Here is a 14,206-nt window from a genome sequence, read left to right on the forward strand (position 1 = left end):
GTATCATTCATGCAATTAAGGATAAATATTCTTATTGATTTTCCAACGTTAACCCTTTTTCCTGCAACCGCATCCAATGCGTCACCCGTTCCCTATAATAATTCCACAAAGAAAACTGTTGTGTAAAGCAAATAACACCGGCCCCTTTATTTTGTGCCGTATTCAACATTTCAAACAGTGGGAATAACAAATCTTCTGAAAACCCTTCAAAAGGGTGCTCCAATAAAATTAGATCAGGGTTTCCCAACAGGGCCCTCACACACGCAGCCCTATGTAAATCTACCGGCATCATATGGCGTGGCGTATCCATGGGAAGACCAGGCAAACCAAAAATTCGACATAGTGTCAAAGCCTGCTTGGTCAATTTATCGATAGCTAAAGAGGAATGATGCAACATTGGCATCAAGATATTGATTGCGACAGGATACATATCAACCCAACCACCCTGTTGAAATATACGACCTATTCTTCCTCTTAAGGCAGATAATCTTGGCTCATTCAGAGAGGACCATTCCATCCCCTCAAATTTGACACTTCCTTCATCTAACTTGACAATACCACTACATAAATCCGCTAAAGCAGTTGATAACTCCATACTGCCCGTTTCAACAATGATACATTCGCCTGCCCGCAATTTTAAATTGTATGGCACATAAGGCAACGCGCTTTCTTCAAATGAAGGTTTGGCATTATCTATATTCAATAATATTTTATCCACCATCACTAAAATCCTATTGTAAATAAAATATTAACCACCATGATGAGCAAAATACCGCGCGTAAAACCTTTGGGCAATAACGTTGCAGGATCATCTGTAACTTTGACATTCATACCAGTGATACAAGAACCAACGCCAATCAAGAAACCCATAACGATAAATTTTGAGGGTACCAGAATATAATCCCATCCCGTCATTGCGGCGAGGATATTACTGTAGAACATCCAAATGGAATCATGCATTGTCCCCATAAAATAAGTTACCAGATAACCCATGAATAACGAGATAATACCAAAAACCATTCCCAGGGTAAAACTGGCAATAGTAAAAGCCCAGGCTCTTGGCACTACAATGGTTATAAAAGCATCTATTCCCATAGACGTAAAAAATTTAAGCTGTCCACCCATTGCTAGTAAACTGCATTCCGTTACGGTCAGAATGCCATTTCTTCCTAATAAAATCATTCCCACCAGCACCGGGGCCAGTTCTCGAACCAGAACTGTAACCAGGATGGGTCCAGTCATTTTGGTTAGTCCTGCTGCGCCAAGCCATGAAATCGCTTGAGAAACCACAGCCAAACCCGCAAGACTAGCCGTAAAGAAAGTGCTGAAAAATCCACCGCCAATGGCCAACCCTACCATTCTTTTGAATTCATACTTTACTGTCCTGCGCCATGTTAGAGGGGAGATGCTTTCAACCAGCACTCCCCATGAAACTGCCAGAACAGACAAAAGAAACCGAAAATAACTGCGTGTTGCTGAACCAATTACATTCAAAACAGGCTGCATGTACCAAAAAATAACAATTCCAATTTTTCTGAAAATCGAAAAGAAACCCGGTTCTACAGTTTTCAAACGTTCATATAATGTTTGTCCCTGTTCAGCTTCACGAATACGAATGGATTCCATATATCGATCAACATCATGAATACCATTATCATTCAAGCTCGATAAAATCGTTTCGACCTGTTTATCCGATCTGGGAGCACTCTCCCTTTTGGCATACTGGTCATTATTATTTTGATAATCGTTCATCGTCTGCCAGCAAGAATAAATATATCAGCAACACCCATATCAGGAATAAAGAAATTTCCTCTTGATCTGAACAGGAAATCGTTTCTTAAAGCCGCATAGGCTTCTTGTGTCACTTGAATCGTTGCATCATCTTTGGCCATTTGTGCCATCAATGAAGACATTCCGACCACGGGCCCCCATAATGCAAAAGTTTTTGCGTCCTTGCCAAACCAGGACCCGATTGCTGGACCAACATCTATTCCAATCCCAAATGTAGAACTTGTATATTTATGGGGGATAATCTCCAGACAGGCCTCTCGCATATCTATTGCCGCTTGGGCCAATCTGATCGGGGCGGTGATATCTGGCTCCTTTGAACATCCCGTCACAGCGATCAGATGACCACCCATAATTCTTACGTAGAAAATACCATATTTCTGTGCGATTTTCTCCAATACAATGACTAAATTTTTGACAGGTTTGATTAATTCCACCGTATGTTGAATATCAGAAGACAAAAACCCACTAAATGAAATATCCATCATCGCAACAGCAGGATATATGGTTTGTTCGCCTTGTTTATCAAATTGACCAAAATCAATTTTATTTTTTGAAAACTGACCCGGATCTATCAGATAATCATGATTAATATCTTTTTCCGTATTTTCCAAATCATCTTCGACCGTTTTTTTCAAAAATTCTTTCTGAGAAGAAACTTTACCATTTTCATAGTGTAGTCTTTGGTGTTTGCCAATCTGGTCAAATTCAACTTGGGCCGCAACAAAACGCATTGTAACCAGTCCGGCAAAAATTTTTGTGATATGATTTATATTATAAAGATAAGGCGTATCCTCAACCAGAATTGCCCCTATTGTTCCATTTTTACCTAAAACAGGGGTAATCATCAGCGATCGAGTAGAAACAGAGTTCATAAACAGTCGATATAATGCAGCCGTTCTCTGATCATGTTCAGCATTGTCCACAACAACTGTTTCACCTGCATCAAGCAATTCAAAAAAATTGGGCAATTCCGAAATAGAATATTCATATCCACCAGCATGATTATCTTCTGTCCGATCATATATATCATTGCAAATCAAGGATTTATGATCAGTTGAAAAATGCCAAATACTGACTCGATGTGCAGAAACCAGCTTGCAAAGTTTTTCGGTAAGAATAAGCGCTTCATTTCTCGGGTCAAAAACTTCCGGCGTTGAGGCTACCATCTCTATAGCGTCACTTTCCTGTTCAACTACATTTTGAATGTGCTGGAAACGCAGACCAAGTTTATCCATACGATGTCCCTGATAAATCAGTAATCCCGCCATTGATGCGGCCAATGCAACAACCAACAATGAAAAAAGCAGATTCTGCTTTGCACCTGAAGCTACAAAACCAGAAAAATCTTTTTCTGGTATAACAATCATGATAACCCATTTCTGTATTGAATCAGGTAATCTGGAAGTTACGCAAATATAATTGCCAGCGACTTGTTTCTGTTTATCAATAATATTTTTTGAATTTTTTTTCTGATCCTGTCCCTGACCAAGATCAGGTTTTTTTTCCATTTTAAAGGAATGAATACCAGAACCTTGGATCTGAAATTGATCATATGCCCTAGCTATCACGGGATTTACCGCAGGATTGATTTTTGAATCTTGGGGATTCCATTCATTTCCAACAAAATAGGTCAATAGATTGGGAGAGGCAATAATATGACCAGTATTGTCAATGATTATGATCCGCGCATTATTGCTCAATTTTATGGAAGCCAAAAATTTCGTCAATTCTTGCAAGGAGATATTCATTGCAAAAACATTTTTTTTCCCATCTTTATCCACAAAAGGTATAGATGCTGTCACCGCCAAGCCTTTTTTTGTTGGCATCAAAACAGGTGATGACCAAGTCAATTTATTATTTTCAACAGCTGTATGATACCAGGCACGTAAACGAGGATCATAGGCGTTGGCTGGCATATAACGTGTTTTAATAACCTTTTTACTGTCAAAAATGTGATATTCCTCTAAAAAACGTCCACCTTTTTGATCTGGCTCCAATGTTATAACCCTTACTTGGTCAGGATGATCAGGAACACGTTCAACCATATTGAAACGACCGTCACTATCAGCCAAATAAAAAGATTCAGCCTGTTTCGTACGATGTAAACTGCTCATCGCATAACTATAAAACATTCCCCATTTATATTCGGATGGAATATGACTTAACATATCAACCGCCAATCCCCCACCCTTGGTGGCTGGATTGAGATAAGATAATATTTCTTCGGAAATCCTAGATTGTTCGGTCCGCAAAATCACATGTGATAATTTTGAAATCCCAGCTTTTGTCGTGTGATAAGAATGAAGGGTCACCCCAACCACAACAAAAGAAACCAAAATAACCCCAAGCACGGGAATACCAATTCGCAGAAAAAAACGCCACAAACGATTTACTGGATTTTTGGTTGGATCAACAATTTCACCAGCAGGCACCTATCATCCCCTTGATTTAAACCATTTAAAATTTTTATTATTTTAAATAATTAAGTTAGCAAAATCCATATTCAATATGAAAAAATAACTAACATAAAATAAATTATAATAGACTGATATTATGAATCATCATAATTATAGCTGTTACTATATATTAGTTTGCATAAATTACCAAATTTGCTTATTAAAACAGTTAAAAAACTTATGAAGCTTAGCATTGTCATGATAGCAAAAGTATTTTAACATAAAAATAGATTTGCAAAATCAATATATTTCTCAACAATTTATTATCATAACATTGAGTTTTCTATGGCTTTATATTCAGTATTGTTTGTCTGTTTGGGTAATATTTGTCGTTCCCCCATGGCTGAAGCTGCTTTCAGTCTAGAAGTCAAAAAAAGGAAATTGCCAGTTTCTATTGATTCTGCTGGATTGGGAGCGTGGCATGTTGATCAACCCCCAGATCCGCGTACCATACATGAGGTCATGAAACATGGAATAGACATTCGCCATTATCTTGGAAGGCAAATTCAGCTACAGGATTTTCATGATTTTACGCATATAATTGGCATGGATCATAAAAATATCGTTCAATTAAAAAAATTGGCACCATCTGATACAGATAGTAAAATAAAATTATTGCTTGATTATATTCCCAATCATCAAAATGAAGAAATTTCAGATCCCTATTACAAAAATCAAGATGCTTTTTCACGAACATGGTCTCAAATAAACGAGGCTTGTCAAAATCTAGCAAATTATTTTGAACAGCAAATATCATGAATATTTACCCTTCCTCTGCCCTCATTTCCATTGCGGAAAAATATCTTAATGACAAGATAGAACAAGCACAACCCTTAACCCAGGGTGATGTTTCCGAAACATTCCATATCGTAACAAAAAACAAGAAAAATTATGTGATCAAAAATGGTGCATCTCCTCAAAGTGAGGGAAAAATGCTTAAATTTCTTGCAAGTAATGGCATTGATGTTCCAAAAGTCATTCTTGCCAATTCAGAAATTTTAATTTTGGAAAGAATTAAGGAAACAAATTCTTTTTCCTTGGAAACATGGTCCAATCTTGGAAAAATGTTAACCAAACTTCATAACATCCATAACTCCAATTATGGCTGGGAGGACAATTATGCTTTTGGAACAATCAATGTCATCAATACACCCTCATCTAGTTGGGTAAAATTTTGGGGTGAATGGCGTTTGGCATGTTACCTGTCCCATTTACCGGTAACAACTGCCAAAAAAATAGAACATCTTGTTATCAAACTTGATGACTTTTTGCCTGATCATCCTACAGCCAGCCTCCTTCATGGAGATTTGTGGACCGGTAATATCCTTGCCCATTACAATCAACCCTATTTAATTGACCCAGCCTGTTATTATGGCCATAATGAAGTTGATATCGCCATGTTAAACCTTTTTGGTAATCCTTATGACATTTTTTATCAATCTTATAATCTTCTTGAGAAAGGATGGCAAAAACGTTTGGCAATTTATCAAATATTCCCTTTGATTATTCATTACATTCTTTTTGGAAATTATTATTTACGAATGCTGAACAAGATTCTTGATGATCTAAAAATATAAATTCAGATGTTTTTATCTTTTATACCATCATATGCACAAAAAATCCGTAAGGTGTAAATGGTAAAATCATCAGCCTGATTAAACCGATATTTTATACGTAACATTTAATTTATATTGAATTAATTCATTAATAATCTATTTATCAACATAAAATAAATTTAAATACGAAACTATGAATAAATTGAAACAAGATAACCTAAACACTATAGACTTATCCTGGTGGATTATAGTCATACTTGGCCTGTTGACTGCGATTGGTCCCCTTGCAACAGATATGTATCTTCCCGCCTTTCCTCAGATCAGTCAAGATTTGGCAGGTTATGGCAATGGTGCAGCCCAGATCACCTTAACGGTATGGTTTATCGGCTTAGCCATTGGTCAATTTACATCTGGTCCGATATCTGACCGATACGGACGTCGGGCTCCTCTATTTTTAGGCATGTTACTTTTCACTTTAGGTTCGGCAGGTTGTGCAATCTTTTCAAATTTTTATCTTTTTTGCTTATGCCGCCTTCTTTCATCGCTAGGAGGTTCAACCGCCATGGTTGTTCCTCGGGCCATGGTAAGGGATATTGCCACCGGAAAGAAAGGCATTAAAATAATGGCGCAACTGGCATTGGTTGGTGCGATTGTTCCTATTGCAGCACCAACACTTGGTGGTCTCATTGTTGCCAAATTTCCCTGGCGCGTCCTATTCTGGATAATGACAATCTACGGCTTTTTGGGCACTGTTTCAGTAATAATAATGCTTCCTGACACTTTACCCATTAGATACCGCATTCAATCCTCTATCCGATCAATTTTATGGCGATATATTCGCATTGTTCAAGAACCTGTCTTTAGTTCAAACACTTTGATAACCAGTTTTGGACTTTTCATGATATTTGCCTATTTGAGCGGTACACCTGACATATTGAGTAATGTTATGCATTTTTCTAAATTGCAGCTAGCACTTTGGTTTGGTATCAATTCCGCTGTAATTGCCGGTTGTAATCAGCTTAATGGTATTCTAATCAACAAATTTAAACCAAGCTTTTTGACAAACTGTGCGGTAAATATAGCATTTATCGTTTCAATCCTGTTTATTATTCTTTGCTTTTTACCACTACCTCATAATTGGCTAGGCATTATATTTGTTTGTTCTCCAATTGTAATAATCATGGGGTGCCTAGGATTTATTTTTCCTAATTGTACCATATTTGCCTTTACCCTACATGGAAGAAAAATAGGAAGTGCGTCCGCATTATTGGGAACCATTCAATTCATTCTTGGTGCATTAAGCAGCTGGATCATGGGTCTTTTGCCACAAGATAACATGCTTTACGTAGCAATTGGTGTTTTTATAGGAGTATTGGGATTCTTTCTTTGTAATTTATGGCGTCAATATGCGACATGCAAAATTATTTCAAAAATGCAAGAAAGAGTAAGCAAAGGAAATAATAATTTTGATCGACTTATCAAAGATTTGAAATAAAAATACCCATTTAAAATGGGTATTTAAAACTATTCAGATAAAATCCTAAGTTAATTGCAACGCTTTATCAGAAAAATCATGCAATTTATTATAAGTTCCTGCATCTTTTTGAAGTTCCTGTTCTTCAGCAGGGAATATCTCATGCAACTTCTTGGCCCATTTTCCCTGGACTTGCTCAGGAAAACATTTTTTAATCAGGTTCACCATAATTGAAACTGATACAGAGGCACCAGGAGAGGCACCCAATAAAGCGGCAAGAGATTTATCACTGGATGTTATAACCTCGGTACCCATTTGCAGGATTGGTTTACCATATGGATCTCTTTTGATAATTTGAACACGCTGTCCAGCAACCTGAAGTTTCCAATCTGATTTTTTTGCCTGGGGATAGAAACGGAGTAAAGCATTAATACGATCGTCCATCGTTTGTGTACTCTGGCGAATAAGATATCGAATAAAGTCGATATTATGTATCGCCACAGATAATAAAGGTTCAATATTTTCCAAACGAACCGATGAAAGGAAATCAAAATATGAACCCTTTTTTAGAAATTTAGTTGTAAATCCAGCAAATGGACCAAATAGGATTGATTTATTACCATCAATGACACGTGTATCCAAATGCGGTGCCACAACAGTAGGCAATCCTTCCATGGATAGGCTGTAAACCTTAGCATGGTGCTGTTCTACAATCGCGGGATTATCACATCGTAACCATTGACCGCTTACTGGAAATCCACCCAGTCCACGTCCTTCAGGTATGCCGGATTTCTGTAACAATAATAGTGCTGCGCCACCTGCACCTATAAAAACGAATTTTGATAAAACAATATTTTCGTAACCACTTATCCGATTTTTATATTTTATTTCCCAAACACCATTAACCCGTTTTATATCAACAACCTGCTCATCATATTGAATGGAAACGTCATCATATTTTTCAAGTTGTGCCAATAACTTACGTGTCAAGGCACCATAATTGACATCTGTACCGCCCTTCACACGTGTCAATGCAATTTTTTCACTTGCATTTCGACCATTACCAACCAGCGGCGCCCATTCCTTAACTTTTTGATGATCTTCAGTGAATTCCATTTTTGCAAATCCTGCAAATTCACGAATTTTATCATATCGATGCTTTAAAAATGCAACATTATCAGCCCCATAAACAAAACTGCAATGAGGTACTGGATTTATAAAATCCCGAACCGTTGTAAATTTTCCTTGCTCGACCAAATAGCTCCAAAACAAGCGTGAAGTCTCAAATCTGGAATTCGTGACAATTGCGCGGGTTAAATTTATTTCCTCCCCCTTAATAAAGGGAGTGTAATTTAATTCGCATAAACCAGCATGACCTGTTCCCGCATTATTCCATGCCGCTGAACTTTCATCGCCACCTTCGGAACATCTTTCTAAAATGGTAATTTTATAATCAGGATTAAATTCTTTTAATAATGTGCCCAACGTAGAGCTTACAATGCCAGCACCAACAAGGACAGCATCTTTGACTTCATGCATAGATATATTTTTCATTTGATCAACATATTTTAATAACTGAAAATTATTCACTATTTTTATTTATACGCCACGTTATCTAAATAACCTATTAATTTATGATAATATTTTCGAGAACTGATCAGATCAAATAATGCAGAAATTATTTCAAATTAAATTTAAATTATTATTGTTACAATATTAACAATTATTATAAATAATCATTAAATTTATTCATAAATAAAAAGTATTATAAAGTATTGATGCAATTATTTTGAAACTGATCAATGCTGTTTTTTTGTTTGAAAAGCAATTTTAAACACTATATTTTAATTTTATTTATTATTTAATCGCCAATGAATATACGGACTTTGCAATGTCAAATAATAATCAGATTTTACCAAAAGAACCGATCCTTGATCTTGGCCCTGTAAAGTTTTCACAAAATATCAAACTTACCGTGTTGGATATTCTGGAAGGATTTATGAAATGGAGGTTAAATTGTAAATTGGGTTGGACAGATATTAAATTACGCTATCGGGGATCAATTCTGGGACCTTTTTGGATCACCATTATAATGGGAAGCAAAATTGCGACTATTGGTTTTCTTTATGCATATCTTTTACACATTAATATTCATGAATATCTTCCCTATGTTTCCCTTTCCGTGGTTTTATGGACTTTTATAAGCACTTTAACAATTGATAGCTGCACAATATTTACCAATTCTGAGAAATTGATTTTATCCACACGTCTACCCTACAGCGTATATGCATGGCGAAGTATCATCAGTAATTTCCTAATCCTTATCCATAACCTATTAGTCATTGTAATTGTCTTCTGCATTCTAAAGGTCGTGCCCTATACCCTATATCTTTTAATTCCCTCTGGTATATTATGGACACTGGATAGTTTGGCTATTTGTTTATTGATCGGTATTCTAGGCACCAGATTCAAAGATGTTCCACCTATTATAGCCAGTATAATGCAAGCTTTGTTTTTTATAACTCCCATTATCTGGAAGATTAATTTCATTCATTTCAACAAAAACTATATGCTTCTGAATCCACTTTACCCTCTGTTTGAAATTGTGCGCGCACCCATTCTTGGAGAATATGTGTCTTCATCTATCTGGTTTGCTGCGATTGTTTACAGCCTGATATTATGGGTAACCGCAATTTTCATTTTCAGTAAAACACGTTTTCGCATTCCCTACTGGATTTAGATATCATGCCCAGTATTACCGTAAAAAATCTTTATATATCTTTTCCTTTATATCATGAAAATATGCGTAATTTACGAAAAATCACCAATATTTTCCTTTCTGGACGTCTTAGCGAAGACAAACATAGAAAAATTTATGTTCAAAGCTTACGCGATATAAGCTTTAGCATTAAGGGTGGAGAAAGAGTAGGTTTGATCGGTACAAATGGTGCCGGAAAAACAACTCTTTTACGTACGATGTCAGGAATTTATGAACCGGTAAGCGGTCATCTTCGTATTGAAGGTCATATTAGCTCATTATTAGATCCATCAGTTGGAATGAATGCTGAATTAACAGGAAGAGAAAATATACGATTAAGATGTTATATTGATGGTGTTCCCCGTAAGCAGATGAATGAAATCGAAAAAAAGGTCATTGAATTCTCTGAATTAGGACCCTACATTGACTTACCGGTAAAAACCTACAGTTCTGGCATGAATTTGCGATTGGGTTTTGGTCTCATCACTGCAATTGATCCACAAATCCTATTAATGGACGAATGGTTCATGACAGGTGATGAAGGATTTATGCTCAAAGCCACGCACAGATTGGAAAATATCGTAAAAAAATCACAAATTTTAATTATTTCAACTCATTCGCCGCAAATTCTTATAAAATGGTGCAATCGGATCATATGGTTGGAACAGGGATTTTTGAAAATGGATGGAACCCCACAGGAAGTTTTACCGGTCTATCTTAACAAGCCTGTGGACGAACTTTTTAGATAAATATCTAAACAAGAAAACCTTTTCATTAAACAATCATGAAAAGGTTTTATACTAAATTATTTGATGATTTTATTTTTTTTCACGTGGTGGTCTTGAATTCGCCTTGGCAACTTTCTTGCCCCAAACAACAAGATCAGGAGAACAATCTTGAGGATCAATAACAACCTCGATTAAAACCGGACCTTGTTTATGATTAAGCGCTGTTTTCATCGCATCAGCCAATTCTGCGCCATTTTTAGCTTTCAAACCAAGTCCATGACCATCTTCAGCATTAAACGTGTTGATGATATTCGCGTAATCCCAATTTTTAACACGATTGTAAGGACCGTCATGAATTTTGACCTCAATCGTATAACCCTGGTTATTGATCAAGATAATAATGACGTTCAAATTATGACGAATCATTTGAGCAACTTCTTGAGCTGTCAATTGAAATGAACCATCACCGACCATCACAATATTTCGACGTTCAGGGGCACTGACTGCATAACCAAAAATTGCCGGAACAGACCAGCCAATATGTCCCCATTGCATTTCTGATTCAACACGAGCTCCATTAGGAAGCCTGTAATGCATACCATGGAACCATGAATCCCCTGTTTCAAGGAAAATCGTTGTATTATTGTCAATAATTCCTTGAATTTGACGTGTTAGTTCAACTGTTGTTAAAGGTGCATTACCTTCTGCAACGGCAGCAGCTTTTTCAGCATGATGCTTAGCTTTAAAAGCTTCCAATGCAGTTGAATTCTTTTTGATAAGAGGTGTGATGTGTTTTAGAATGTTTTTTAGTTTAAAACCGCTGAATTCTGTTTTTGCTGCACGTAAATGATGCGGAGAAAATAGAATATCCTTATCCTCATCGTATAAATGGGAAGTCCATCCAACCGTTGAATAGTCGTTGAATACAGCGCCAACATAAATACGACAATCGGAATTCTTGACATATTCCTCGACACCAGGTGAACTGATTTCACCCCAGAAAGTTCCAATATAATGAGGATCTTCCTCAGGGAAGAAACTTTTCGCATGCGCCATAGTGGCCACAGGACATCCTAAATGTTTGGCCAATGCAATCACTTCTTTCTCTGCAGCTGCAGCACGTGTTTTATTGCCAACTACAATAACAGGATTTTTGGCATTGTTGATTTTTTCCAGACAAGCTTTTGCTGCAGCCTCCAATGAATCAACATCACTACTTTTTTCATAGGTCAGACTGGTGATTGGTCCCGGTCTTGCACAAGGCAAATTAACAATATTACAAGATAATTCGATATATACGGGTTTCTGATGATATAAAGCCTGACGAATTGCATGGTCAATCAAGGCTGGCGCTGTATCGGCATGTGTTATTGAGACAGCCGCAACCGTGATATATTTGGCCATTTCAAGCTGATATGAATAGTCATAATGACCCGTTGTATGGTGTAAAATGTGTCCGCTGCCATAATCATTGTTATTAGGTGCACCAGAAATCAAGATTAAAGGCAAATTCTCGGCTGCAGCACCACCAACAGCGTTAAATGCACTAAATGCACCAACACTAAAAGTTACAACGGCGGCCCCCAGTCCACGTGAACGAGCATACCCTTCGGCTGCAAATCCACAATTAAGCTCATTGCTGCAATAAACCTGTTTTAATTCTGAAACTTTTTCCAGTTCATCTAATAGTATAAGGTTATAATCACCTGCTACTGCAAAAACATGGTTTAACCCAAGTTGGGCAAGCCGTGTGGCAAGATATTGACCAACAGTGTATACCAATGAATTTCTCCTGATAATGATTTAACTATTTATTTGCAAAAATTATATCCAATACTTTTGCTATCAATTTTTTTAATATGTGCCTCAAGAAAGAACAATGAACTCGACTGAAGCACTATCAAATAATTGTTACCAATTTATCATACTGCAAGAGGCAGATCAATCCAAACTTTACAAATCTGGATGCATTAAGCCTTACAAAAACTAGAAAAAATATACTTTTTTAACTATTATTTCTTTTTTCAAAAGGAAAATAATATAATACAAAATATTATACCATATTAAAGAAATTATCTATTTATCTATGTTAAAAAAATTAATTTAAAATATTTTTTAAAATTGTTGTGAAAATATTGACAACGTCATAAACATATATTTGTATTATATTTACATACGTTTAAAATACTGAATTATAAGAGGATTTGAATACCATCATTCTTTGATGGTGAGCCGGGAGGGATTCGAACCCTCGACCATTCGATTAAAAGTCGAATGCTCTACCAACTGAGCTACCGGCTCTTAGAAAGTCCGCTGTTTTCTTGCGGTGTGAGCATTGAAATAGTGGTTATTCGCAAAGAAGTCAACCACTATTTTTCATTTTCTTTAAAAAATTTAGTTATGAAAATGTAACCATTCGAACAATACGGTCCGGATCCTGAACCATACCATTTGCCCCGGTTCCCTTTTTAATCTGATCTACATATTCCATTCCCTCGATAACTTCGCCAACAATGGTATATTGACCATTCAAATGCGGTGCCTCTTCAAACATAATAAAAAACTGACTGTTGGCACTGTTTGGATCCATTGTACGTGCCATGCCTATTGTACCACGACGAAAACCCTCTTTTTTTGTGAATTCAGCGGGCAAATCTGGCAAATCACTCCCTTTGGTACCTGTACCACTTGGATCGCCTCCCTGAGCCATAAAACCCTCTATAACACGATGGAAAGGGGTATTATCGTAAAATCCACTTTCAGTCAACGCGACCAAACGTTCCGCTGCCAATGGTGCAAGATCTGGACGCAATTTTATAATGACCGTTCCATCCTTCAATTTCATATGAATTGTATCTGCTGATAGTTTTTTATCATTTTCCATTATTTTTTCACTTTATTTACATGAATAATTTGTTATTTCACGATTTCAAGAACATCTTCTGAAACCTGTTATAAGTAGACTTTGGAACAAAGGATGATATATCCCCGCCCAACAAAGCCACTTCTTTTACAAATCTTGAAGCTATACTCCGATTTTGTTCAGTGGCAACTAAAAAAATCGTTTCAATGTTTGGATCCAAACATTGATTCATTAGACACATCTGGAATTCAAAATCAAAATCTGTTGCCTGTCTTAAACCGCGTATAAGAATTTGCGCATTATATTTTTTTGCACAATCAACTAGAAGATTGTCAAATCCGATAACATCAATATCGCATCCGCTATGGTTTAAGATTTTGCAGACTTCACCAAATTCCTCAATCAGGGCTTCATGAATACATGTCACACGCTCTTCCAAAGACCATAAGGGCTGCTTATTTGCATTTAAAGCGACCCCTATGATTAATTTGTCCACAATACGAACGGCCCTTTTAATAATATCAATATGACCATTCGTTATAGGATCAAATGTGCCTGGATAAAATCCTATTCTCGGCAT

General features: G+C 36.6%; 12 protein-coding genes and 1 tRNA gene. 5 read left to right on the forward strand and 8 right to left on the reverse strand.

Annotation, left to right across the window (positions count from 1 at the left end; all coding sequences use genetic code 11):
• Positions 1–31 precede the first annotated feature (31 nt).
• The 3 genes from H3T57_RS04290 to H3T57_RS04300 are packed head-to-tail and all read right to left on the reverse strand — an operon-like array spanning position 32 to position 4,223.
• Positions 32–721 carry an ABC transporter ATP-binding protein gene (locus H3T57_RS04290; protein WP_110438850.1) on the reverse strand — a complete coding sequence of 230 codons (690 nt, stop codon included), beginning with the start codon at positions 719–721 and terminating at the stop codon, positions 32–34.
• Positions 722–723: 2 nt separating this feature from the next.
• Positions 724–1,752, reverse strand: coding sequence for an ABC transporter permease (locus H3T57_RS04295; protein ID WP_198193302.1), 1,029 nt, complete (start codon positions 1,750–1,752; stop codon positions 724–726).
• Complete coding sequence (locus H3T57_RS04300) at positions 1,749–4,223, reverse strand: adenylate/guanylate cyclase domain-containing protein (protein ID WP_198193303.1); 2,475 nt, start codon at positions 4,221–4,223, stop codon at positions 1,749–1,751. Before H3T57_RS04300 ends, H3T57_RS04295 begins: the two co-directional genes overlap by 4 nt.
• Before the next feature lie 309 nt (positions 4,224–4,532).
• Between H3T57_RS04300 and H3T57_RS04305 the strand changes: the two genes are divergently transcribed.
• The 3 genes from H3T57_RS04305 (at position 4,533) to H3T57_RS04315 (ending at position 7,298) form a co-directional block, all read left to right on the forward strand.
• A complete protein-coding gene (locus H3T57_RS04305) occupies positions 4,533–5,006 on the forward strand; it encodes a low molecular weight protein-tyrosine-phosphatase (protein ID WP_198193304.1) in 474 nt (157 codons plus the stop codon).
• Positions 5,003–5,824: a fructosamine kinase family protein gene (locus tag H3T57_RS04310; RefSeq protein WP_198193305.1), complete on the forward strand. Its 822-nt coding sequence runs from the start codon at positions 5,003–5,005 to the stop codon at positions 5,822–5,824. Before H3T57_RS04305 ends, H3T57_RS04310 begins: the two co-directional genes overlap by 4 nt.
• A 172-nt stretch (positions 5,825–5,996) precedes the next feature.
• A complete protein-coding gene (locus H3T57_RS04315; protein ID WP_198193306.1) occupies positions 5,997–7,298 on the forward strand; it encodes a multidrug effflux MFS transporter in 1,302 nt (433 codons plus the stop codon).
• Between the two features lie 45 nt (positions 7,299–7,343).
• Here H3T57_RS04315 and mqo read toward each other — a convergent pair whose 3' ends face one another.
• Positions 7,344–8,831 (reverse strand): malate dehydrogenase (quinone), encoded by a 1,488-nt coding sequence (gene mqo / locus H3T57_RS04320; RefSeq protein WP_198193307.1) that lies wholly within the window; start codon positions 8,829–8,831, stop codon positions 7,344–7,346.
• 337 nt (positions 8,832–9,168) lie between these two features.
• Here mqo and H3T57_RS04325 point away from each other — a divergent pair, with 337 nt between their 5' ends.
• Together H3T57_RS04325 and H3T57_RS04330 are read left to right on the forward strand one after the other, a co-directional pair.
• Positions 9,169–10,017, forward strand: a complete 849-nt coding sequence (locus H3T57_RS04325; protein ID WP_198193308.1) for an ABC transporter permease — start codon at positions 9,169–9,171, stop codon at positions 10,015–10,017.
• 5 nt (positions 10,018–10,022) lie between these two features.
• A complete protein-coding gene (locus tag H3T57_RS04330) occupies positions 10,023–10,784 on the forward strand; it encodes an ABC transporter ATP-binding protein (protein WP_198193309.1) in 762 nt (253 codons plus the stop codon).
• A 69-nt stretch (positions 10,785–10,853) separates the two neighbouring features.
• Here H3T57_RS04330 and H3T57_RS04335 read toward each other — a convergent pair whose 3' ends face one another.
• The 4 genes from H3T57_RS04335 to coaD all read right to left on the reverse strand — a co-directional run bounded on the left by H3T57_RS04335 (position 10,854) and on the right by coaD (position 14,206).
• Positions 10,854–12,545 carry an alpha-keto acid decarboxylase family protein gene (locus H3T57_RS04335; protein ID WP_198193310.1) on the reverse strand — a complete coding sequence of 564 codons (1,692 nt, stop codon included), beginning with the start codon at positions 12,543–12,545 and terminating at the stop codon, positions 10,854–10,856.
• A 443-nt stretch (positions 12,546–12,988) separates the two neighbouring features.
• Positions 12,989–13,064: transfer RNA gene (locus H3T57_RS04340), tRNA-Lys, on the reverse strand.
• Positions 13,065–13,161: 97 nt separating this feature from the next.
• Positions 13,162–13,647 (reverse strand): peptidylprolyl isomerase, encoded by a 486-nt coding sequence (locus H3T57_RS04345; RefSeq protein ID WP_198193311.1) that lies wholly within the window; start codon positions 13,645–13,647, stop codon positions 13,162–13,164.
• Positions 13,648–13,684: 37 nt separating this feature from the next.
• Positions 13,685–14,206, reverse strand: coding sequence for a pantetheine-phosphate adenylyltransferase (gene coaD, locus H3T57_RS04350; protein WP_110438841.1), 522 nt, complete (start codon positions 14,204–14,206; stop codon positions 13,685–13,687).

The organism is Commensalibacter sp. W6292M3 (assembly GCF_016101315.1).
GTDB lineage: Bacteria > Pseudomonadota > Alphaproteobacteria > Acetobacterales > Acetobacteraceae > Commensalibacter > Commensalibacter melissae.

Excerpts from the sequence above, each read along its gene's own strand:
- H3T57_RS04290 (WP_110438850.1), bottom strand. The coding sequence starts at position 721 with ATGGTGGATAAAATATTATTGAATATAGATAATGCCAAACCTTCATTT.
- H3T57_RS04295 (WP_198193302.1), bottom strand. The coding sequence starts at position 1,752 with ATGAACGATTATCAAAATAATAATGACCAGTATGCCAAAAGGGAGAGT.
- H3T57_RS04305 (WP_198193304.1), top strand. The coding sequence starts at position 4,533 with ATGGCTTTATATTCAGTATTGTTTGTCTGTTTGGGTAATATTTGTCGT.
- H3T57_RS04310 (WP_198193305.1), top strand. The coding sequence starts at position 5,003 with ATGAATATTTACCCTTCCTCTGCCCTCATTTCCATTGCGGAAAAATAT.
- H3T57_RS04315 (WP_198193306.1), top strand. The coding sequence starts at position 5,997 with ATGAATAAATTGAAACAAGATAACCTAAACACTATAGACTTATCCTGG.
- mqo (WP_198193307.1), bottom strand. The coding sequence starts at position 8,831 with ATGAAAAATATATCTATGCATGAAGTCAAAGATGCTGTCCTTGTTGGT.
- H3T57_RS04325 (WP_198193308.1), top strand. The coding sequence starts at position 9,169 with ATGTCAAATAATAATCAGATTTTACCAAAAGAACCGATCCTTGATCTT.
- H3T57_RS04330 (WP_198193309.1), top strand. The coding sequence starts at position 10,023 with ATGCCCAGTATTACCGTAAAAAATCTTTATATATCTTTTCCTTTATAT.
- H3T57_RS04345 (WP_198193311.1), bottom strand. The coding sequence starts at position 13,647 with ATGGAAAATGATAAAAAACTATCAGCAGATACAATTCATATGAAATTG.
- coaD (WP_110438841.1), bottom strand. The coding sequence starts at position 14,206 with ATGCCGAGAATAGGATTTTATCCAGGCACATTTGATCCTATAACGAAT.